23 protein-coding genes and 2 pseudogenes are annotated in these 19,771 nt (G+C 66.3%); 7 read left to right on the forward strand and 18 right to left on the reverse strand.

Annotation, left to right across the window (positions count from 1 at the left end):
• Positions 1-7: 7 nt before the first annotated feature.
• The 10 genes from C9F11_RS27640 to C9F11_RS27685 form a co-directional block, all read right to left on the reverse strand.
• Entirely contained in the window at positions 8-331 is a 324-nt protein-coding gene (locus C9F11_RS27640; RefSeq protein WP_138961794.1) for a hypothetical protein, read from the reverse strand.
• Between the two features lie 13 nt (positions 332-344).
• Entirely contained in the window at positions 345-596 is a 252-nt protein-coding gene (locus C9F11_RS27645; protein ID WP_138961795.1) for a hypothetical protein, read from the reverse strand.
• 140 nt (positions 597-736) lie between these two features.
• Complete coding sequence (locus tag C9F11_RS27650; RefSeq protein ID WP_138961796.1) at positions 737-3,007, reverse strand: cell division protein FtsK; 2,271 nt, start codon at positions 3,005-3,007, stop codon at positions 737-739.
• Positions 3,008-3,102: 95 nt separating this feature from the next.
• Positions 3,103-3,375, reverse strand: a complete 273-nt coding sequence (locus C9F11_RS27655; protein WP_138961797.1) for a hypothetical protein — start codon at positions 3,373-3,375, stop codon at positions 3,103-3,105.
• 22 nt (positions 3,376-3,397) lie between these two features.
• On the reverse strand, positions 3,398-3,790 hold the full coding sequence (locus tag C9F11_RS27660) for an RRQRL motif-containing zinc-binding protein (protein WP_138961798.1): 393 nt from the start codon (positions 3,788-3,790) through the stop codon (positions 3,398-3,400).
• Positions 3,787-4,776 (reverse strand): DUF2637 domain-containing protein, encoded by a 990-nt coding sequence (locus C9F11_RS27665; protein ID WP_138961799.1) that lies wholly within the window; start codon positions 4,774-4,776, stop codon positions 3,787-3,789. The genes C9F11_RS27660 and C9F11_RS27665 overlap by 4 nt, the downstream gene beginning before the upstream one ends.
• A complete protein-coding gene (locus C9F11_RS27670; protein ID WP_346347363.1) occupies positions 4,773-5,135 on the reverse strand; it encodes a DUF6303 family protein in 363 nt (120 codons plus the stop codon). Before C9F11_RS27670 ends, C9F11_RS27665 begins: the two co-directional genes overlap by 4 nt.
• A complete protein-coding gene (locus C9F11_RS27675; protein WP_138961801.1) occupies positions 5,096-5,290 on the reverse strand; it encodes a hypothetical protein in 195 nt (64 codons plus the stop codon). The genes C9F11_RS27670 and C9F11_RS27675 overlap by 40 nt, the downstream gene beginning before the upstream one ends.
• Positions 5,287-5,586, reverse strand: a complete 300-nt coding sequence (locus tag C9F11_RS27680) for a hypothetical protein (RefSeq protein WP_138961802.1) — start codon at positions 5,584-5,586, stop codon at positions 5,287-5,289. Before C9F11_RS27680 ends, C9F11_RS27675 begins: the two co-directional genes overlap by 4 nt.
• Before the next feature lie 88 nt (positions 5,587-5,674).
• Entirely contained in the window at positions 5,675-5,866 is a 192-nt protein-coding gene (locus tag C9F11_RS27685) for a hypothetical protein (RefSeq protein ID WP_138961803.1), read from the reverse strand.
• Positions 5,867-6,186: 320 nt separating this feature from the next.
• Here C9F11_RS27685 and C9F11_RS27690 point away from each other — a divergent pair, with 320 nt between their 5' ends.
• Together C9F11_RS27690 and C9F11_RS27695 are read left to right on the forward strand one after the other, a co-directional pair.
• Positions 6,187-6,954, forward strand: coding sequence for a helix-turn-helix transcriptional regulator (locus tag C9F11_RS27690; RefSeq protein WP_138961804.1), 768 nt, complete (start codon positions 6,187-6,189; stop codon positions 6,952-6,954).
• On the forward strand, positions 6,954-7,424 hold the full coding sequence (locus C9F11_RS27695; RefSeq protein ID WP_138961805.1) for an NUDIX domain-containing protein: 471 nt from the start codon (positions 6,954-6,956) through the stop codon (positions 7,422-7,424). Before C9F11_RS27690 ends, C9F11_RS27695 begins: the two co-directional genes overlap by 1 nt.
• Here the strand turns inward: C9F11_RS27695 and C9F11_RS27700 are convergent.
• Positions 7,412-7,981, reverse strand: a complete 570-nt coding sequence (locus tag C9F11_RS27700) for an HD domain-containing protein (protein ID WP_171075858.1) — start codon at positions 7,979-7,981, stop codon at positions 7,412-7,414. The genes C9F11_RS27695 and C9F11_RS27700 overlap by 13 nt on opposite strands.
• An 11-nt stretch (positions 7,982-7,992) precedes the next feature.
• Complete coding sequence (locus C9F11_RS27705) at positions 7,993-8,439, reverse strand: winged helix-turn-helix domain-containing protein (RefSeq protein ID WP_138961807.1); 447 nt, start codon at positions 8,437-8,439, stop codon at positions 7,993-7,995.
• A gap of 533 nt (positions 8,440-8,972) precedes the next feature.
• On the opposite strand from C9F11_RS27705, the gene C9F11_RS27710 reads away from it, so the two are divergent.
• Positions 8,973-9,797, forward strand: a complete 825-nt coding sequence (locus tag C9F11_RS27710; protein ID WP_212767837.1) for a DUF4231 domain-containing protein — start codon at positions 8,973-8,975, stop codon at positions 9,795-9,797.
• Positions 9,798-10,341: 544 nt separating this feature from the next.
• Here C9F11_RS27710 and C9F11_RS27715 read toward each other — a convergent pair.
• The gene (locus C9F11_RS27715; protein WP_138961808.1) at positions 10,342-10,779 is read right to left on the reverse strand and encodes a hypothetical protein; all 438 of its coding nucleotides are present in this window, start codon (positions 10,777-10,779) and stop codon (positions 10,342-10,344) included.
• Between the two features lie 1,137 nt (positions 10,780-11,916).
• A pseudogene (locus C9F11_RS27720) lies at positions 11,917-12,302 on the reverse strand (replication initiator); the annotation flags it as partial.
• 98 nt (positions 12,303-12,400) lie between these two features.
• Between C9F11_RS27720 and C9F11_RS27725 the strand changes: the two are divergent.
• The 3 genes from C9F11_RS27725 (at position 12,401) to C9F11_RS27735 (ending at position 15,926) form a co-directional block, all read left to right on the forward strand.
• The gene (locus C9F11_RS27725) at positions 12,401-13,078 is read left to right on the forward strand and encodes a GntR family transcriptional regulator (protein WP_249402232.1); all 678 of its coding nucleotides are present in this window, start codon (positions 12,401-12,403) and stop codon (positions 13,076-13,078) included.
• A 507-nt stretch (positions 13,079-13,585) separates the two neighbouring features.
• Positions 13,586-14,011 carry a hypothetical protein gene (locus C9F11_RS27730; protein WP_138961809.1) on the forward strand — a complete coding sequence of 142 codons (426 nt, stop codon included), beginning with the start codon at positions 13,586-13,588 and terminating at the stop codon, positions 14,009-14,011.
• A gap of 1,090 nt (positions 14,012-15,101) precedes the next feature.
• The gene (locus C9F11_RS27735; RefSeq protein WP_138961810.1) at positions 15,102-15,926 is read left to right on the forward strand and encodes a DUF4365 domain-containing protein; all 825 of its coding nucleotides are present in this window, start codon (positions 15,102-15,104) and stop codon (positions 15,924-15,926) included.
• A gap of 238 nt (positions 15,927-16,164) precedes the next feature.
• Here C9F11_RS27735 and C9F11_RS47540 read toward each other — a convergent pair whose 3' ends face one another.
• The 4 genes from C9F11_RS47540 to C9F11_RS27755 form a co-directional block, all read right to left on the reverse strand.
• A complete protein-coding gene (locus tag C9F11_RS47540) occupies positions 16,165-16,485 on the reverse strand; it encodes a hypothetical protein (RefSeq protein ID WP_171075859.1) in 321 nt (106 codons plus the stop codon).
• 441 nt (positions 16,486-16,926) lie between these two features.
• Positions 16,927-17,247, reverse strand: coding sequence for a hypothetical protein (locus C9F11_RS27745; protein ID WP_171075860.1), 321 nt, complete (start codon positions 17,245-17,247; stop codon positions 16,927-16,929).
• A 4-nt stretch (positions 17,248-17,251) separates the two neighbouring features.
• Positions 17,252-17,569, reverse strand: a complete 318-nt coding sequence (locus C9F11_RS27750; protein ID WP_138961811.1) for a hypothetical protein — start codon at positions 17,567-17,569, stop codon at positions 17,252-17,254.
• A complete protein-coding gene (locus C9F11_RS27755; protein ID WP_138967087.1) occupies positions 17,569-18,111 on the reverse strand; it encodes a bifunctional DNA primase/polymerase in 543 nt (180 codons plus the stop codon). The genes C9F11_RS27750 and C9F11_RS27755 overlap by 1 nt, the downstream gene beginning before the upstream one ends.
• A gap of 398 nt (positions 18,112-18,509) precedes the next feature.
• On the opposite strand from C9F11_RS27755, the pseudogene C9F11_RS27760 reads away from it, so the two are divergent.
• Positions 18,510-19,769: pseudogene (locus tag C9F11_RS27760) on the forward strand (hypothetical protein).
• Positions 19,770-19,771: the final 2 nt, after the last annotated feature.

Raw genomic sequence — 19,771 nt, forward strand, 5'->3', positions numbered from 1 at the left:
AGAGGGATCACTTGGACTTGGAGCGAGTGAGTTTGAACGTGATCCCACCGACGCCGATGGGACCTGCCGCGCCCGCGACGACCGTGGCGGTATGGGCGGCGATGTCCAGCAAGGCGAGGAAGAAGACCACCAGGCCCATGGCGCCGATGCCGCCAGCGGTGACGACGACGAGCGGGATCAGATAGGCGCCTGCCGGGCGGCGCGAGGCGACGGGCACAGGGTGCACGACGATGATCGGCTGGCCGTTGGTCTGAGCCCGGCGATAGGCGTCGGCGGGGATATGCGGGGCGAGGAACCCCGGTGCGGTCTGGGGCGGTTCGCGGTGACGCATGAGGCGTCTCCTGTCAGCGGGTGCCGTCTCGGTGAATGCGCTGAGCGCGGTTGTAGATCCAGCGGCCGACGCGGACTCGCTTGCCGTAGCCGCGGCAGCGGCGGCAGTCCTTGCCGCGCTTGGGCCTGCCTTTGCGGTCTTCGGTCATGGCGAAGCCGAAGCCGTGGCACTTGCGGCAGCTGCCGAACGGGTCGCGCGCACACAGCGCTGTGTAACGGAGTGTGATGAGTGTCAGGCAGGCGATAGCGGCCAGTGCGAGGGTCATGGAGTCCTCTCCTGAGGGTTTCCAGGGGTTTTCGCTGGTGGGGTGCTATGCGCTAGATCACTGGTGAGGTGCCGAACGGGGTGCTATCGGGGGTGCTACCGGTAGCAGGTGTGGCCGCTACCGGTAGCACCCGCGCGGGCCTAGGCGGCGCCCCGGTTCTCGTCACGCTCCGCGATGGCTTTGGTGAGGTCGGTGCGGACGATGCCGCGCCGGGTGGTGCGTTGTCCGTCGTCGGTGGTCCCGGCGATGCCGGTGGTCCTGATGCCGTGCGGCTTCAGGGCGGAGGTGACGTTCTCGCCCTTCCAGCCGCCGTAGACCTCCGGCCGCAGCTCCGCCAGCCGGGCGGCAACGCGCTCGTTCCACACCCGTTCCTCAGAGGGCGGGACGATGGCGGCGATGTCGGCGAGCAGGTCGTACGACGGCCCGCTGACCGCGCTGTCGGCGTCCTCGCCCGCGGCGTGCCCGGACAGGGTGCCTTCGGCCTTGCGTAGAGCCAGGGCCCGTTGGGCGATGGCGTTGGTTGCCGGGTCGTCCAGGTAGGCGGTGCGTATCACGGTCGGCAGCGGGGTGGCCCCGGCGAGATAGCCGTTCCCTGCGTCGATCTCGGGGCGGAAGGCGGTGGCGCGCACGCCGTTCTTGTACGCCGAGGTGCCAAGGATCATGTCGTTCTCGACCTGGCCCGCGACCTTGAGGCAGAAGCGGATGGACACGTTTCCGCTGATCCCGGTCGGGAGCGAGTCCTTGTCCGGGCGCTGTGTGGCCAGGACCAGGATGACGCCGAGGGCGCGGCCGAGCTTGATGATGAACTCCGCGTCCTCACCGGCCTGCTTGCCGTGCGTGGGGTGAGCGAACAGGTTCTGGCACTCGTCGAAGACGGCAACCAGGGGCCACAGCTTCAGCGACCGCTTGTCGGAGATCTGCCGGGTGACGCGCTTGTCCGGGCACAGGTCCCGGGGCAGCTTCTTGATCGCGGCGGCACGGCGCATGACCTCGGCGCGCAGGAGCTTGAGGGAGTCGGCCGCGTACTTGATGGAGTCGTCGTCGATGCCCGAGACGAACCGGTGTGAGACGCAGGCCAGGGCGTCCAGGTCGCCGGTGCCCTTCAGCTCGTGCGGCCACAGCTCCACGGTGGGGTCCAGGGCGGCGCCGCAGGTGATGACGCGGACGGAGGCGGTCTTGCCCTGGCCGGGCAGGGAGCCGATAAGGATGTTGTGCTGGATCATCGGCACCGACTGGGCACGGCCGCGCGGGTCGATGCCGAACGGGATGCGCTTGAAGATGTCGTGGCGGCGGGCGTTGGCGAGCTGCCACTTGACCAGGCCGGTCTTGGACAGGTCGCGGTCCCCGACCCACAGGATGAGCCGTCCTTCGTGCTCATTGGGGTCGGCGTCGGGCCACACGCATCCCAGCGGGCGCCGCAGCCCGGAGGCGAGGCGGGCCCGGCGGTCGGCGACATCCGCGACCGTGACCCCCAGGGGCAGGTCGATGTCGGCGCGCCAGCCGGGGCCCTCGCGGGTGATGGGCGCGGCGAACTTGATGCCGTCACCGCCCTTGGCCACCGCGGAGGCGATCTGACCGATGCCGATGGACGCCATGGCCTTGACCACGATGTCGCTGGTCAGCTTCTGCACCTCGGTCTTGACAACCGCGCGCGAGGCCAGCGGCGCGTCCGCCGGCGCCCCCGCCAGACCGAACCCGACGATGGCCAACACCGCGGCGATGAACTGCGTCATGGGCGACGCGGCGAACACCAGCAGTAGGGCCAGAGCGAGGGCTAGCGGCCCGCAGATGGCCGTGACCATGGTGCGGTACCGCACCCGCCGGTCACGCTGGCGCGACAGCTTCAGGTACTCGTCGATCTGCTCATGGGTGGCGGCGTGCTGCCGCAGCGCTTCGCCCTCGGCGTCCCGGGTCCACCGGCCGACCCGGCCCAGAGCGTTGAACAGTCCGCGAGGGGCGCGCCACGTGAGCTTGGGCAGGTACAGGAACGGCACCCGCACCGCGTGGTACGCCACGGTGTGCCAGGCGTGACCGAGCAGCCAGCCAAGCGCGTCCCTGAACTCCTCGGCTGACTTCATCCACGGCGGGATGATGTCCAGCCTCTTGCTGTTCTTGATCCGGTCCAGCAGACCCGGTCCCGATACGGTCGGCGTCCGGGAGTCGACCAGCGCCGGGCGGTCCTCGCCCGACTCGGTCGGCTCCGGGTCGGGCGACTTTGTCGGCCTTGAGTCGGCTGCCCCGTAGGGGATGGAGTCGGCCGACTGGGGGCCGTCGCGGTCGGGCGACTCGGTGCGCGCCGATCGGGCCTTGTCCAGGTCGACCACCGCGCCGTCGGAGTCGGGCCGGGGGCCGGCTTTCAGCTCGGCTTCGAGCCGGTCGAAGAGTTCATAGTCGTCGTCGGGGTGCTTCACTGGTGGTCCTTCCGCTTTCGAGTGGGAGGGAAAGCGGGCCCGGCCGACGCTGTCGGAGGTGGAAGGCCGGGCCCGTACGGCAAGACGCCGGGGCGCTACACGGCAGTCAGGGCGGCGGTGGGCACCTCGTAGATGTCGGTCACCGCGTCGATGTCCCGCCAGCGGCCGGGGCCGAAGTGGATGTGAACGATATGGACGGCCGTGCCGGTGCGGTCGGTCGTCTCGAAGACACGGACGTTGGCACGGCCACGACGTCCGCGACGGATGCACGCACGAGCGGTGTCGGCGCTGAGCCGTTCCGGTCGACAGACCACAGCGCGGTTCTGACCGGTGTGTCGAATGATGGTGTGGAGGGTGACGGGTCGCATCGTGCTCTCCTTTCAGGGGATTTCAGGCGGCGCGCTGTTCCTCGGGGTAGGCACAGGGAACGCACACCCCGAGCGATGTCGGGATGCAGTAGCTGTAGGTGATCCGGCACTGAGGGCAGGTTCGGCGGGCGAGCATCGCCAGGGCGAGCGCACCCCACCGACGCGAGGTCATCGGGCGCACCGGCCGGGCGCGGTCCACGCGGTAGAGGTAGGCGACCTGGAAGCCGGACTTGCGGCCCCGGTGGCGCCGCATCACCTGGGCAGCCACCGGCTGTCCGCCCGGCCGCAGCCCGGCCGCACGCAGCTGCCGGCGGGTGGCGTATCCGTCCGGCGCGAACCGCCACGGGAAGGTGGGGACACCGAACCGGTTCCCGGACGGGTCGTAGCACTTGCCGTAGGCCGACCCGGTGCTCATGCCGCCGCCCCCTCGGCCCCGGCGCCTTCGTCATGGACGGCGTGTAGGCGGCGAGCCTCTGCCCGCTGGCTCAGCAACAGGTCTCGCAGAACCCGGGAGTTGGCGGCTGAGCAATGCAGCGTGGTGCGGACGGCTTCCGCGTTGATCGCGTCATCGGCCCACTCGGCTGTCGCCTCACGCGCCTCGGCGAGCAGTTCCGCCGCAGTCCGCGGGGCCTTGGAGTGCTTGCCCCTGCTGCTGGCAGCGCGCCTACGCGGCGCCTTAGGCGCCTCAGGCTTCACGCCCTGCTGCGGCACGGGCGGCACGTCCTCGCTCGCCGGGGCCAGCTCGCCCAGCTTCAGCAACACGCGCTCCGGGCGCGGGGTCTTCGTCCGCCAGCGCCGACCGTGCTCTTCCCGGAGCCGGGCGCGGGCCAACTGCCGCTCCCGCTCGCGCTTCAGCCCCTCGGAGTACGAGGTGATCTCCCACAGCGTCATCCGCCGCCACAGCGCGAACGTCGACAGCGGGGCGAGCATCCAGCGGGAGAACCGCACCTTCTCCATCCGGCGACCGGTCACAGCACCGATCCGCACCGCGTAGACGTGAGCGCCGATCTCGGAGAACACCACCCACAGCAGCGGCATCGTGCCGTGAGCCACCTTCGCCCACAGCGAGTGCCCGGCCGCGACGTTCAGCCCGCACGTGACCAGCGTCAGCACCCACGGCACGAACCGCACCCACGCCAGCGCCATGTCCATCCGGATCAACAGCAGGTTGGCCACGGTGAACACCGGAATGGCCACGTCGATCCCGACCGGCAGCATCCACGGCTCACCGAAGCCCCAGCTGGCGGCAGCGGACGACACCGCGTCGAGCGAGGCGATCAGCCCCAAAGCGCCGACGCCGGCCGCGGCCAGCGCACCCAGTCCGGCAAGCCACTGCTCCGGCTTGCTCAACGGCGGCACCGTCGGACGATCGACGGCCTGTGCCGTGTCGGCGGTGGTCATGCCGCGCCCCCGTCCAGTGGCCGGATCGGGGCCGCCGCGCTCAGCGTCACGCGCAGAGGGTGCGGGTGGTAGGCCGGAGTGGTGCCCTCGCACCACTCCCATTCGGCGTCCTCGGCGAGCGCGAAGCCGAGTGAGGCCAACGCCTCCCCGCGCTCATCGAGCGTCGGGACCCGCGACGACGTGGGCCACGTGAAAACGGGCCAGTCGCTGACCAGACCGGTCATCACAACGAAGAGTTGCCAGCACGGCCCGGCGGTCCGCTCCGGGGCCGTCGTGCCGCAGCAACGCACCCTCATCTGGGCCCGAAGCACGCGCCGGTTCATCGCGCACCGCCGTTCCGGCGCCCGCTGAGCGCCCATCCGGCGAGCTGCAGGGCGAAGCCGACGGCGGCGACGCCCATGAGGGACCGGTTGCCCGTCACCAAGGCGGCGAGAGAACTGGTCAGCGCGATGACCATGCCGGTGAGGACCAGGACCAGGGGTAAGCCGGTCGGATTGGAGGGTTGGGGACTCATGCCGCCGCCCCTTTCTGGGAGGGACGCCGACGCCGGGCCGGACGGGGCAGCGGGAAGACATTGAACAGCTCCGGGGCGCGCGCCTCGATCACCTCGGCGGCGATGCGGGCCACGGCGTCCGGCAGGTCGCGGTACTCGGGAGTGGCGAGGATGTCGCGCGCCGCGTCCAGGCGGGCCGCACGCTCCTCCGTGCTCTCGCCCTCCACCCCAAGCCACAGTTGAGGCGGGGTGCCTAAGGCCAGTTCGATGTAGTCGTCAGCAGCGACGACCTGATGGATACCGACGAAGGACTTCAAGGCAAGGCTCCTGGTTCGGGAGAACGGGAGAGAGCCGGGGCGGGCGCGGGCCTTTGAGGAGACGGCGCCCGCCCACGGCGCGGGCCGGTCAGAGCTTCTTCAGCTCGCTGGTGCTGCACAGCACGGGGGCGATGAAGAGGCTGATGTGGCCGACAGTCCACTTGCCGTCCGTCAGCGGGCCCGGAGGCACTTCGTCGACGATCCGGCCGGTCTTGCCCGCCGCCCGCGGGTCATCCGCACAGGACTTGATGCGCACCTTGTCGCCAGCTTTGAACGACATCACGTGCTCCCTTGAGTCGAAGGAAAGGAACAGGGAGAACCGCGGCGGCGAGCGACCTTGCTGGGGAGTCCCGTCGCGCGGTGAGTACGGCGATACCTGCCTCCAAGGAGAAGTACATGTATCACTTGTTCCTCATCGTGCAGCGAGGGGTTCGGTCCGTCAAGCCCTTCGGCCGTTGGGGTTCCGGGAGTCCCTCGTGCTCGATGTACCTACAGACTGGCGCCAGGGGTGGCGACGCTCGACTCCGCACCTGTACGACTTGGGTCGTTCGTGGCTAGCGTGAAGTCGTACCAAGTCGTCCTGTTGAGCCGGAGGTTGGCGTGGCGAACGAACGACTGCGCGGTGCGATCGTGGACTTGGGCCTGACGCTCGACGAGATCGCCGCGCGACTGGGGGTCGCACCCAAGACGGTCGAGCGCTGGATCAACGACCCCGAGCGCAAGCCGTACCGCCGATTCCAGTACGCGACGGCCTCGCTGTTGAAGTGCGAAGTGTCGTACCTGTGGCCGGATGAACGCACATCAGCGGAGGTCTCAGCCGCCGGCAGTGCGGAGTTGGTCAGGCTCTACCCGCACAGGTCCGTGGTGCCGCAGACCCTCTGGACGAACCTCTACGCCAAGGCGACCCGTCATTTCGACCTCTTGGTGTACTCCGGGTTCTGGCTCACGGAAGATGCAACGTTCCATCGCATCGTGAAGGAAAAGTCGGCTGACGGAGTTCTGGTTCGCTTCATGCTGGGGGAGCCCGGTTCATCTGCCGTGGCGGTGCGTGGCGGAGACGAAGGTATCGGTGCCGCGATGGCAGGAAAGATCCGCAACGCTCTCATCAACTACGGCCCACTCTTCGGCCTTCCCGGGGTGGAATTCCGGCTGCACGGGACGACCCTCTACAACTCGATTTACCGGGCCGATGACGAGATGTTGGCGAATGGCCACCTCTACGGCGTGGGCGCCTATATGGCTCCGGTGCTGCACTTGCGGCGGGTGCCCGGAGGCGAGCTCTTCGACGCCTACGCTGAGAGCGCTGAGAAGGTCTGGGAATCGGCGCGCCCGATCTCCTCACCTGCCGATTGGGAAGGTGCTGCCTGATGAGTCGGATCGACTACTTCCGCGACCCGAACGCCCCTGCGGCGAACTCGGTCGTGCCATCGGTCACGGCGGTTGTCCGGGACGACGCGGGGCGGCTGCTACTCATCCACAAGACGGACAACGGTCTGTGGGCACTGCCCGGTGGTGGTCACGACATCGGCGAGCGCATCGGTGACACCGTCGTGCGCGAGGTCGCGGAAGAAACCGGCCTCGACGTGGAGGTAGACAGCATCGTCGGGCTCTACACCGACCCTGAGCACGTGCTGGCGTACGACGACGGCGAGGTCCGGCAGCAGTTCTCCATCTGCTTCCGCGCCCGTCCGGTCGGCGGCTCCCTACGCACGAGCAGCGAATCGAAAGAGGTCCGCTGGGTGCACCCGACGGACCTCGACGGACTCGACATTCACCCATCGATGATGCTGCGCATCCGACACGGTCTCGACGCGCGGGGGGCGCCCTACATCGGCTGACTGCCGGCGGACGTGCGTGCCAACCGGGCCTCGACACGCTTGGCTGCCGAGTGGATCTCCGGGGCCGCGCGCTGGATGAACCGCGCGACGATCGTCTCCGGGCCGTACCGCTCCACGATCTCCGCCAGCCGCTCGGTCGGCGTCGTCTGCGTCCCGTCGGGCGTCGTCGTCATGTCGCAATAGAGCAGGGCATCGACCAGGGCCGGACGCTCTAGCTCGAACTCGCCCTCGAGCTCCTGTCGCAGCCCGCGCTCCTCGGCTTCCAACAGAGCGCAAGAGTGGTGGGCTACGAGACGTACGACCCGTTCGTCCGCACCTTCATGCTCTCGGAGGAACCGTGCCCCGTCCAACGGATGGAAGCCGGTAAGGGCGATGGCCGGCGAGTACCCGATGTCGTGCAGCACCGCGGCGGCTTCCAGCAACTCGGCCTCGTCACCCATGATCGGGGCCAAGGCGCGAGCGCGCTTGGCGACGCCTAGCGAGTGCGCCCACCGACGTGGTAGCGGTTCGGACAGCAGCGATTCGGATAGCGAGTACGCCCACTCAGTCAGTCCCATGAGGGTCAAGGCTACGAGTGGGCTGGGGGCGTCGGCAGAGCGCGTACGGTCCGCCCTTTGCCGTGGACGGTGGCGAGCAGACCTCTGCCTTCCATCTGGGCGAGGACACGGCGCACCGCGGTGCGGGAGGCGCCGAACCGCTCGCAGAGCTTCGCTTCGGACGGGTACGTGTCGCCGACAGAGAGCGAGTCCGCTGCGATCACGTCAGTCATCTGCTCCGCGAGAGACCGACGGTCACCTCCGCGAGCGACGCGCCAGCCCGTGCCTGGGGCGGATTGAACGAGGCCGTCGGCTTCCAGAGCCTTGAGGGCGCGGCGGATCGTGTTGCGTGAGACGCTGTGAGCGGCCATGAGCGCAGACTCTGACGGAAGGGCGTCGATGTCCTGCCCTGCGACGATTTTGGTGCGCAATGCCTCTGCGATGACCAGGTAGGTACCGCGCGGACTGGCCTCCGTCACTAGGGCTCCTCTCATTCCACCATCGCTCGCTCCCCAGGGTGCCACCGGCTCACGAGTCTATCGGCGGACGAAGCAGTGTCTGGCCCGGTCGCGCGAGACTGTGTCCTGCTGAACGGCATGCTCCAGGTTTCCTTATCAGACAGCAGAAGAAGGCCAAGTCTCGCTCTTTTCAGGCACAGCGAGTTGTGTCTTTTCCTATGTGCCGCCCGGCGACGATAGGCATGAATGAGCCTTCGTTCCATGCTCAACTCGATCGCGATTGCCCGGTCGTGCTGCATGTGAGAGTGATTGATCGCAACTCGCGCATCAGAGGCATCATAGATATTCACAGTTATCAACTTGATCGCGACCGATTTCATTCGCGTGGAAGTACTGCGTGCCATCCGCTGGCATGGGTCATGAGGGATGTCAATGGTGCCCGTTCAGGTCAAACTGTGTGGAGTTGCATAGGCGCCGGAATCGGCTAATGCAATCAACCGCCTTCACTTGTAGGATCCGCTGAGGCTCGTTCCTGGTGCGGGGGAGAGTGGAGCGTGACGCTGCCTATTCAGTCTGAGGGTGGTCCCACGGAGCAACTTCTGGCGCACACCAGTGCAATCCTGAAGTTGCAGGAAAGGATCCGGACTCGAAAAGGCCAGCGCAGTGCCCTTTATGGAACAGGTCTGTCTGCGCTGTTGGGTGCGTTGGCAATATTTGTTGCAACCATGGCCACGTGGCGCACTGTTGATCTCGCCAAGGTCAATGCAATTGCAATACCATTGACCATTTTGTGCGCGATCGCATGGATAGTCCTTGCTTTCATGGAGAGTGGCCGGGACGAGGAGGATCGCAAGTCTGTCCGCCAACTTGAGCTGGAGCTGGAGATAGCTGAGGAGCGGAGACTTCTTCAAGCATCTCAGCTCGGGGTCCCAGTAGATCAGCGCCAGTTCACGTACAAGGACTCGTTACCCAAAGAGCTCGACCAGCTCCGAGCGGAGGCTCAGCATTACCGCAGGATCCACAACGCGTTCCAGTCTCTTATTATCCTGGGATCGCTGGGAACAACCACTGCCGCTAGCTTGGCTGACAACCCGGGCTACTTGAAATGGCTGACAGTCGGACTGAGTTTCGCAGTCGGCGCATCTGCTGGCTTCACAGGCTACTTCAAGTACCGTGAGCGCAGCTTCTATTTGCAGCAGACCGCAGACGCAATCGAGCAGCATGCTACTGCGTTTGAATTGGGTATCCCGCCGTACACGGGGGCCGAGGATGAAAACCTGTCGAAACTAACGCAGGAAGTTGAGTCGTTGCGTGTTGAGCAGCGTAAGAGGGAGCAGCAGCTCGACCAGCCCCACGAGGGGCGCGATGGAACGGTCTAGCGGCACCTTTCGGCTCAGGCACTCAATTCTGCTGGGGAGTCGGCGAAATGCGGCGTACTGCAAAACGATGGCTTCTGTCTCCCATCACGCAATGGCGGGCAGTCAGGCTCTGTGCTAAGCAAGGGGCCAGTCTGGACGTTGAAACTTCCTGGGTTCTTGTCCGGTTGAGGCAGAATCCGGCAGAGGCTGAATACGCGTTGGTGGAGGGCGGGTTGCCGAGAAGTTCTAATCCGGGAGTTCGTTACGACAGCTGGGACACCCTTTCGCAGGAAGAGAAGAGTCGTCGGACCTCCTGGCTTGCCCGCCATGGGGGATCACCGTTTCAACTATTGGGTATCAGCGAGGACTTCATCCTTCGTGCCGGCATCGAGGTGACAGACTGGGGCGCTCCGCCAGGTGGCCCCGCTCAGGCATAGGCGGTCGGGCAAGGGCGGAGGTGACACGCTGTGTTCCACCTGTCCGGCTGTCCGGTTATGGCTCTCACCTGCACAAATGCCCCGGACAGCTAGAATCGGGACTGCCCGGGGTGTCCGGCCTAATGGGCTCAGATGTCGGTTAGGGCCCGAGGTGGCGGGTATGACCGGTTCCCTATGTCAAGGTGTCCGCACGTCTTACCTCTGTTGGTGAAGGTGGCACCGGTCTCCCGCGTCATGGCCGGGAAGAACAGTTGCGCCTCAGGCGACTGGCCCGAAGTAACCCAGTCGCAGCCTGGGCTTTCCTGCATGGCCCAGAGCAAGAGCCGTCGCCCGAGACCCTGCCGCTGCCATTCGTCGATGATCGAGATTTTCGCGATCATCCCGCACCGGCAGTCGTGGCAGACGTTCCAGACCAGGACTGCGTGATCATGCCCGTCCCGATCGCACACTCGGATCACCTTGCAGTCCGTACGTGCGCTGTTCGGGTAGTACAGGAAGATCTTCTCTTCCTTTGGCTTGGTCACCTTGATCCACCACCATCGGAACTCGCCTACGCCTTCCGGCATTTGCCCTCCATCAGTCGGTACAGAAACCGTACGGTCCTCCACTGATAGCCCGGAGGACAGCAAACAGGCACAAACGGCTGCAACACCCCGGGTGTTGCAGCCCGTCGGCGGAGCCGACTCCGGTAGGTCGTAGGAGCCGGAGGCGACTTCCTCATTTGCCTCTCTTTGGGGGCCTCGCGACACACCTCCGACACACTCTGTGGCGCCACACGCCCGTCGCTCGCCCCGCCGCAGGTCAGAGGGGGTGAAGGGGTGCCATCAGACATTCACTCCGGAGCCGTGTGCGCAGGTTCGAATCCTGCCGGGGGCACTTCGCATGAAGTGCCCAAAGACCCCGCCATCAGCCAGTTCGCTGAGAACGGGGTCTTCGCGTATGTGCAGGCGGATGCCGCCGGAAGCAGTCCTTTGCCAGTGATCACGTAATGACGACGTAATGATCTTGATGGCCTTTGTGCAGGTCAGGTTCCGCGCAAAGCGTCATTGCTTCGACTCGGAGGCTTCAGGCTCACCCTCGGGAGCTGAAGCGCATCCCGAGGTTCAGAGATGTCGTCAGTCGAGTTCCGCCTCTGCCTGTGTCGCGCTGGTCAGCCTCTGGGCGATGTCTTGCAGGAAGAATGCGGCAGCGGCTGGGCGGTGCTCAAACGGTCCCTCCAAGCGCGCCGCGTTGATGTACACGCCGACTGGGGAGGACGGCTTGTAGAGCACTACCTCTTCCACTTCTCGCGAAGGCAAGGGCGATGGAAGGTGCGCGACCTCTTGCTTCGCAAGCCAACGGCTGATCTCGGCGGCCCGACTGGTGCTGAGGCGTCCCCACTCCGTGTCGTAACGCTCCCGAAGCCATCCCATGGGGTCACCGCGGTGACCCCATGGTCTGCCTCAAGCTCACTCAGAATGGCGGCACGCCGATCTTGCATCTTCCCCCCTGCTCCTTTTACTGGAGAAATTTTGGCACTCCAGCGCCACTGCATTGCTTTGGGGCGGCAGGACGTGCTGAAGGGATCCCAGATGTCTCCGGAGCCCCTTCAGCGCCCCATCCAAGGCGTCAAGCTACGACATCGCCTCACCGAGTCCCTGCATGATCCGGTCGTTCATCTCCTGCTCCTGGCCGTCGACGCACTTCGCGTAGATCTTCAGCAGGAGGACAGAGCCCGCGTAGTCGTAGCAGTGCGGGCAGAGAGGTCCGCCGAGTGGCGCTCGTGGCACCCGGCAGGTTCCCCGTGAGGGCACGAATCTCCTGCTCGGCGGGGACGGCACGCCCGCACTCGCCCGTCGCGCTCACGACGGGTGTGGACCGGGCCGAAGCCCGGCGCGGTGAGCGTCGCGAACACTCGCGGGTGCTCGCTCACCGTGTCCGGGACGTACTTGCCGCCGACGAGACCGGAGCGGACGAGGTGATACGTGTCCGCCCGGTACAGGGTCGAGCAGGCCGGGCAGACCGACGCACGCCGGTTGCCGCACGCGGCGAGCAGACGGCCGCCGTAGGCCTCCGACCCGCACGAGAGCAGGGCCTCGCCGGTGGACGTGAAGCAGCAGCGACCACGGCCGTGGAGGGCCCGCATGCCGTCGAAGAACACGCAGCCGAAGTACCAGGCAGATCGCCGACTACCTCCGTGAAGGCATCCTGGACGGCACCTTCCCCGCCGGTCAGCCGCTGCCCTCCGAGGAGTCGCTGGCGAAGCAGTTCGGCGTGACGCGCCCGACGGTCCGTCAGGGCCTGAGCGAGCTACGGGCGTCCGGCCTCGTCGAGGTCATCATGGGCCGCGGCACCTTCGCCCGCTCACCCCACAACCGCCCCAGTCACACACGCCCGCGCGGCGTACGGAGAACCCCAGAGGGCCGCTACGTCGAAGCGGACGGCATTCGCTGGACCGACGCCGAACCGCCGGTGGCCACCCGCACCGATGCCCCGCTGGCACTCGCCGACTTGCTGCGCATTCCGCCGGGCGAGCCGATGTTCACGTACGACGCGCTGCAGACCGCGGACCACGGCCGCCTGCGCCAACTCCACCGGACGTACGTCCCGTTCTCTGGCCTCATCGACAGCAAGTACGAGGAGGAGGCCCCACCGCCGGCGCCCGAGCTCTACGGGGCACTGGCCGACCTGGGCCACGAACTCCACTTCACGGAATACATCCGCACGCGGATGCCGTTGCCGGACCAGGCGCAGGCGCTGCGACTCCCTGACGGGGTCCCGGTGCTGCACGTCATCCGCGTGACGCTCGCGGCCTCGGATAAGCCTCTGGCCCTGGAGGAGTTCCACCTCCCGGGCGACGAACTGGAGCTCATGTTCCGTCTGTAGCCCTGGCTGGTGGCTCAGATTTTCTCTACGCCATCAAGGCCCGCGCACAGCGCGGGCGCGCGCCGCCTCTGCGGCGCGGCCTGCCTCCTGTCTTCGCCCCGGCTTGCCGCGCCCGGCGGCGCGCTCAGCGGCTGCGGGCAGAAGGTAGGAGACACCCTCTGTGGCTGGGGCGGTCGGCTCCACGGCTTTAGGCAGCCACTTTGGGGCGAGCCTCTAAGATCATGGCCCCAACGTCGTGCTTTAACGGGCAGGTCCACAGACTGCCCGACGCGCCGGAAGCTTACGGGGCCATGATCACTCGCCCCAAAGCAGCTCCCGCCCAAAGCCGCTCCGCCGACCTTCACTGAACGAGACTCCCGTCTCACCCGACGGATCTAGAGTTGCCGTATGGCTCCTCGCGATCAGAACAGAATGGATCGGTGTACCTGGCTACCTCACCAAGCAGTACGCGCCTGCATACGACTATCCAAACGACATGAAAAGAAATTCCAAGAAGCGCGGCATTTTATGATCGACGTCGCCGCATTCATCTCCATCATGTCGCACCCGTCCCGCGGGACGCGCAGGACAGATCAGGACGTGTTAGACGCCCTGACCCTGGTGGCTGAAATGCAGGTACTACTGGAGGCTTCAGAGGAGCGACTGCTCCGAGAGGCTCGACGTCGAGGGATCACGTTTCGTGAGATAGCCGATGCCATGGCCATGCGAAGCAGGCAATCCGCAGAACAGCGCTTTATCCGCCTCGCCGGAGGCAAGGGAAAAGCCGAACAGAATCACATGAATCGCCGCCGCCAGGCGCGTTTCGGGTATGTCGTAGACGCCCAGGACAGGCACGAGAACCACATCACGAACCTGAGTTTGGCGTTCCGCTGGATTGCGTTTGATGCAGACCTTCCGGAGGAAGTCGCGCAGGATCCTGAGGGCGAGAACTAGACGCACCCCCTCCGTGGACGTGGGCTTGTTGGATCAACAGGAGCATCCCCGACACAGCCGCCATCTGCTCTGGACTGACGAATTGCGAACAGGCAATGAGTAGCCCAATTTGGACGAACATCCTCAAATTGGGAACGCGCGCGGGGGTCATCATTTTCCCGTATCGGGAGGTTCGCATTAGTAGTTCCGCCCCTTTACCTTCCGGAATGCTGCTACCGACTAAGCAATAGTGACACTTGTAAAGGAGGGGGCCGCAGAGCAGGAAAATGTTATCCGGACCTATTAGACCCCACGGCTCGCAACGTCACAGGTGAGGGCCTCGAAGGTCTCCGTCCAAGATCCCAAGCTTGTCAACGAGTGATTGACTACCCAGGACGGCAACACACTGTGAGCGGGGCGAGAAGGGACGTCAGACCCGCACACACGAGCGCCCTCCCGGGCCGTCCTCGGGCCGTGGAAGGGCGCTCAATGGTGACCAACGTCGACAGGTGCCGACAGCTCAGCAGCAGGTCAGAGCGGTGATCGATTAGACGGCCGCAGGTCACGGCCGCCGGTGATCAGTTGTGGCTGTGCTGAGCCGTGCGGCATTGGAGACACGACAAGGCCGGCCGACAGGGGTGTCGTCGTCGGGTTCGTCCGTCCGGCACGACACGACAGAGAAGCAGCGTGGCTGAGGTCTGTGGCGGTGCAGCGAGGCATACGCGTGCCTGGTCGGTCGGCGCACCCGCCGTTGTGGCTGACTGTCGTTGGCCGAGGTCAAGGCCGCCCGCATCGAAGGTGGCAGCCGTCGGACGGGTGCCTGCGGTGATCAGCTCTGGGCCGTCTCTGGGCCGCGCAAGGGCGCCCGAGGCCCACCGATGGCGACAGAGAGTGCCAGACGAGCCGCAGCACGCAGCAGCGAAGCCGTGACAGCCGGATACAGCAACCGCAGCAACCCGTCCCATCCTGCAGCGTCCGCCATAGAGCCAAAGCGTGACCTGTATGACCATTTATGACCGATCCCTGTAGAGCTACGGACCAGAAGCTCAAGCGTTGTCACTGCCGTCTCTTACAGTTCGCCTTCTAGTCGAAGGGCTGCAGGGGAGGGCGCATGGCGGGGGTACCGCGCAGCCGGCGGACCGGGCGAGCGGCAGTTAACTGTCTCCGAGCACTACTGGAGCGGCATGATCACATCGTTCAGGAGGTCGATGGACAGAACGACTTTGGTGAGGACCTGTACGTCACCTTCACCGATGGCGGACAAACCACCGGTGACGTAGTCAAGGTACAGGTGAAGGGCGGCAAGTCTTGGCGTCGCTCGTACGGCTACGGCGTGCCTGTCGCGCAGCACTCCGAGACGTGGGCCAATGGAAATGTTCCGGTTATTTGTGTGGTGTACGACCCAGACGACGAAGAGTTGTACTGGGCAAACGCGACGGTTCAGTTGCTGCAGGCGCGTCGAGAGCGCGTGGCGCTGAAGACCATCCGGGTACCCTCCGAGGCGCTGCTGAACGATGCCTCTCTGCCCGATTTCGTCTCCCGGGTGCGTCATTACGTGGGCCGCTATCGCGGCAACCGAGCCCTGCTTACAGAGCTAGGTGAAATGGCCGGCGTGGAGTTCGGGACGGCTGATCTCGTCTTGCACTTCATCAATGTCCACGGCGAAGATCTGATCTTCTGGCAGCGAAGGGGTGAGGACTTCGCCACTTTGCTTCACAGTGACCTGGACTGGGACCCCCAACGCATCACACCAGACATGCTGCGCTTCTCTGGGGGGCTCACTGCCAGATACGAGCTTGACGAGCTGCCTGAATGGATGCGGGCCTTCGCCAACGTTCCGACGGTGGGAGATGTCATTCTCGATGACGATGAGGCCACTTGGCTGGCAGCCTGCTTTAGTGCAAGTCGATGGGCCCGAGACCCCGACTACAACTGACTGCGTGGTTGCGTCCTGGGAACCGGTACACCACTTCCCAGGACGCATCCGTGCACACCCCGAGTCAGCGGCTCTGCTCAGGGCCAGAGCTAATGCACTGACATCCAACGCTGACAATCAACGACTACGCACAGCCGTAGCTGTCGACGGTCGCCCATGGCCTCACGGCAGGCGGATGGACCCCAATGCCCCCGGATGGATCGAACTCCTAAATCGGTGCTCCGAGAGCGTCGGCGCCTCATAAGCAGTGGTCGCTACGCTCGGACTCGTGAGCGAAGCCGCCCGACTCATTGCGAACCACCGAGTCCACGTCGTACCCGTTGTGCTGGCCCTGGCCAACCCACCATGGCAGCAGGACGTCTGGCTCGATCCGTCGGAGTTCGAAAGCCTGGACCATGTCTTTCACACACTCTTCGACGACTTCTGCGACGCCGACGAGCCAGAGCGGTACCTCGGCGTCAGCCTTCGAAGTGACGAAGAGGTCGTCCTCATGCGAGAGCTCGGTGCCGCGCTCAACGCTGCGGCAGCCGAGGCGCCCAACGACACCGACGCGGAGCATCTCCAGTCATCTGTGTGGCCAGAGGTCGTGTCCATCGCCGGGCGCCTCGCTCAAGTTATGGTCACGAACGATCTACGAGAATTTGCCACGCTGGTCGAGGATGCGGCCGTGCCAGACCCGTGCCAGATCGTGCGGGGAACCACGGGGAACAGCGGGGGAGCGGGCCGACGGCGCTTCAGGCTCCGACACGGCGTCGCCACAGGTCGGCTCGGCGACCGCTCGCGAACGCCCTTAGCTTCCCAAGCTGATGTTGCCCGTTGGCCTGCCGTTCGTCCGGGCTGCGGCGCTGGGGCGCCGGTCCCGGCCGAGGGGCAGGCCAGTACGCCCTCCGGGACGGCAAGTAACCCCGTACGGCAGCGCTGGGAGCGGTGCCGTACGGGGCCAGGCCGGTGATCGCAATAGCGGGGTCTGGGCGCGGTCAACCGGCGTTCGAGGGGCGGGTCAGGCCGCTGGTGTCTGCCGCTGTGCAGGCGCGGATGCTTCGGCGTTCGTTCCGTGCAGCTCCGCTTCGAGTCCTGCCGTGATCAGCTTCGCCAGGCGCTCGGCCGCTTCAGGGCGGACGGTGCTCAGCTCGACCAAGCCGTCGCCGAAGATGTTCACGTCAGCTGCTAAGCCCGGGAAGTCGGAGTCCAGCCCGAGCAGAACGAGTTGGTCGGCCAAGGTACCGGCGCCTCGCCGGGCGAGGTTCCAGCCGCGGACGTAGGGGACACCGGGGTCCAAGTCTTCCGCCCGCCTCGCTATCACTCCTCGCCGGTCGGTCATGACGTCAAGTCCTTCCCTGGTGTTCTTCGATGGTGGTGGGTGACGTGGGTTCCTCGTGGTCGCGGGCGAAGCCGTGGTCCAGTGCCAGGCGTAGGAGCTCAGCTAGGCGCTCCGCCGTGCCGGGGGAGACCCGGCCCAGCTCGACGAGGCCGTGGCCGAAGGCATTCAACTCCGCGCGGAGGTAGGGGAAGTCCTTCTCCAGGCCCGCGTTCACGAGGGCGTCTCGCAAGGCCGTCGTCGCGTTCCGGGCCGCGTACCAGCCGTCGCTGTCGAGAGGCGACCACGCGGCAGCGTCACGGCTGTCGGGCGGATCGGTCGGCATCAGCGGGCCGTCTCGTCGGGAAGGTCGGCGACCGCCTCGTAAGGGGCCGGGTACTGCTCGTCGAAGCGGTCGATCCTGGCGAGGAGCTCCGCGGAGGCGACCAGCGCGGTCGCCAGGGCCACCGGACGCAGCGGGTTGGCCTCCGGGCGGCGTGTCGGGGCGCGGAGCCACTGATAGCGGTCGTCGGACAAGGGGATGGGGCCAGGGACGACTACCGCGCAGCCCTCACCGAGGTAGCGGAACGGCGGTGGCGATGTCGTCTCGCGCTGGAGTTGGAGCGTGAAGGGCTCGTGGCTGCCGGAGCCGAGGAAGAAGCCAACCCTCTGCGCACGTCGGTCGATGACCGATGGACCGAAAGGCATGCCGCTCAGACGGAGGCGGTCGAACATCTCCGTGCCGAGGCGTTGGTCCACGCTCACGACGTCGAAGAGGCGGCCGGTCTGAACCAGGACGGGCTTGCGAGGGTCGTCCGCCCACACCTGTCGGCACTCACCCGGGTTGTCCGCCACCGCGGCCAGCCACTCCACACCCCGCTTGGTCATCCTGTGCACGTCGTCCCACCCTCAGCCGGAGTTCCGTGCGGCGTCTGTGCCGCAGTGGCTCCAGACTCGTGGCCCGGCCCCTGGCCAGGGCAGATGACGAGAGATGACGGGGGATGACGCGTCCACTCAGGTCGCGTCATCCCCCGTCAGCCGCCGTTGGCGGACGATCTCTGGCTACTGACTGCGAGAGGTGGTCATCAGTGCGTACATTCGACCAGGCAGGTCGAGTTGCCACCGGCGCACGCGTACGGGAGTGAAGGAGCTGCGTCTCCATGAAGCCGCCCAGTGACCGCTTACGTGAGGCTCGCGTCAGTCGGGGCTGGAGCCAGCCGCGACTGGTGAGGGAGCTGCGCAGTGCAGCCAACCAGCGTGGGCACCAGCTTCCGTCGGACAGCAGCGTGAAGCGCCGTATCGCCAGCTGGGAGAACGGCCACAGCTCACCCGATGACTTCTACGGCCCGCTGCTGTGCGATGCGTACGCTGCGAGCGCCGAGGAGCTCGGTGTGAACGGCAGCGAGCTCAAGGATCCTGCGGTACTTGACGCCGCATATCCCGCCAGCCCGGACGATGCCATCCAGACGGTCAGCCAGTTGTGGCGCGCTGATCTCAATCAGTACGACCCGCTGCTCACCGCGGAGCCGTCCGAGCCGGCGTGGAGCGAGGCCTCCCTGCGGTGGTTGGTCGCGCCGGAGCCCGGCACGCATAGTCCGCAGTCCGACGGAGTTCGCGTCGGTCTTGGCGACGTGGCTGCTATCAAGACCACGGCGGACATGTTCGCCCGCCTCGACGACCAGTTCGGCGGAGACCATGCGCGGCACTCGGTCATCCAGTACCTCAACAATGACGTGGCCCCGCTCCTGCGAGGTCACTACACCGAGCGGGTGGGCCGGGCCCTCTTCTCCACCGTCTCTGAGGCCACGCTCCTGGCCGGATGGATGTCGTACGACGCCTGCCGCCACGGGCTCGCTCAGCGGTACTTCCTCCAGGCGCTCCGGCTCGCCCAGGACGCGAACGACCGGCGGCTCGCGGGCAGCATCCTGTCCGCGATGAGCCATCAGGCGACCTTCCTGGGGAAGTACACCCAGGCCGCCACCCTCGCCCGTGCGGCGCTCATGGGCATCTCGCCCGTGGCCACGCCTACGCTCCGGGCCCAGTTCCATGCCATGGAGGCCCGTGCCCTTGCCCGCACGGGGGATATCGCCGCTTGCGAGGCCGCTCTGAGCGCGGCGACCAAGGCCCTGGAGAGCCGGAACAGTGATGACGAGCCGGAGTGGATCAGCTACTTCGACGAGGCCGAGCTGGCCGCCGAGGCTGCCCACTGCTTCCGGGACGTCAACAGCGCTCGCCGAGCAGTGGCCTACGCCTAGAACGCCATGAGCGGCAGCCACGTACGAAGCGACTTCTTCGCGACCATGGTGCTCGCAGACGCCCATTTGCGTGCGGGCGACGTCGAGGAGGCGTGCAGCGTGGCTCTCGACGCACTGGATCTCGGCGAGCAGCTCAAGTCCGCGCGGTGCGTCAGCTACCTCGCCGAGTTCCGCCGGGACCTCAGCGAGCTTGGGACCACCGCTGCGGTGAACGGTCTTGCCGAGGAGGCGCGGGATCACAGGCTGTGGATCGCGGCCGGCGCGTACGGTCAGGGGCGAGCCAGTCACTGAGC

Source organism: Streptomyces sp. YIM 121038, from assembly GCF_006088715.1.
In the GTDB taxonomy this organism is placed as follows: Bacteria; Actinomycetota; Actinomycetes; order Streptomycetales; family Streptomycetaceae; genus Streptomyces.

What these genes read in the sequence shown, in the direction of transcription:
- C9F11_RS27655 (WP_138961797.1), bottom strand. Translation starts at nt 3,375, where the DNA reads ATGCGACCCGTCACCCTCCACACCATCATTCGACACACCGGTCAGAAC.
- C9F11_RS27755 (WP_138967087.1), bottom strand. Translation starts at nt 18,111, where the DNA reads ATGACCAAGCGGGGTGTGGAGTGGCTGGCCGCGGTGGCGGACAACCCG.
- C9F11_RS27670 (WP_346347363.1), bottom strand. Translation starts at nt 5,135, where the DNA reads ATGGGCGCTCAGCGGGCGCCGGAACGGCGGTGCGCGATGAACCGGCGC.
- C9F11_RS27730 (WP_138961809.1), top strand. Translation starts at nt 13,586, where the DNA reads ATGATCGACGTCGCCGCATTCATCTCCATCATGTCGCACCCGTCCCGC.
- C9F11_RS27745 (WP_171075860.1), bottom strand. Translation starts at nt 17,247, where the DNA reads ATGACCGACCGGCGAGGAGTGATAGCGAGGCGGGCGGAAGACTTGGAC.
- C9F11_RS27715 (WP_138961808.1), bottom strand. Translation starts at nt 10,779, where the DNA reads ATGCCGGAAGGCGTAGGCGAGTTCCGATGGTGGTGGATCAAGGTGACC.
- C9F11_RS27685 (WP_138961803.1), bottom strand. Translation starts at nt 5,866, where the DNA reads ATGTCGTTCAAAGCTGGCGACAAGGTGCGCATCAAGTCCTGTGCGGAT.
- C9F11_RS27665 (WP_138961799.1), bottom strand. Translation starts at nt 4,776, where the DNA reads ATGACCACCGCCGACACGGCACAGGCCGTCGATCGTCCGACGGTGCCG.
- C9F11_RS27675 (WP_138961801.1), bottom strand. Translation starts at nt 5,290, where the DNA reads ATGAGTCCCCAACCCTCCAATCCGACCGGCTTACCCCTGGTCCTGGTC.
- C9F11_RS27645 (WP_138961795.1), bottom strand. Translation starts at nt 596, where the DNA reads ATGACCCTCGCACTGGCCGCTATCGCCTGCCTGACACTCATCACACTC.
- C9F11_RS47540 (WP_171075859.1), bottom strand. Translation starts at nt 16,485, where the DNA reads ATGCTCCGCGTCGGTGTCGTTGGGCGCCTCGGCTGCCGCAGCGTTGAG.
- C9F11_RS27695 (WP_138961805.1), top strand. Translation starts at nt 6,954, where the DNA reads ATGAGTCGGATCGACTACTTCCGCGACCCGAACGCCCCTGCGGCGAAC.
- C9F11_RS27750 (WP_138961811.1), bottom strand. Translation starts at nt 17,569, where the DNA reads ATGCCGACCGATCCGCCCGACAGCCGTGACGCTGCCGCGTGGTCGCCT.
- C9F11_RS27640 (WP_138961794.1), bottom strand. Translation starts at nt 331, where the DNA reads ATGCGTCACCGCGAACCGCCCCAGACCGCACCGGGGTTCCTCGCCCCG.
- C9F11_RS27660 (WP_138961798.1), bottom strand. Translation starts at nt 3,790, where the DNA reads ATGAGCACCGGGTCGGCCTACGGCAAGTGCTACGACCCGTCCGGGAAC.
- C9F11_RS27735 (WP_138961810.1), top strand. Translation starts at nt 15,102, where the DNA reads ATGGCGGGGGTACCGCGCAGCCGGCGGACCGGGCGAGCGGCAGTTAAC.
- C9F11_RS27700 (WP_171075858.1), bottom strand. Translation starts at nt 7,981, where the DNA reads ATGGGACTGACTGAGTGGGCGTACTCGCTATCCGAATCGCTGCTGTCC.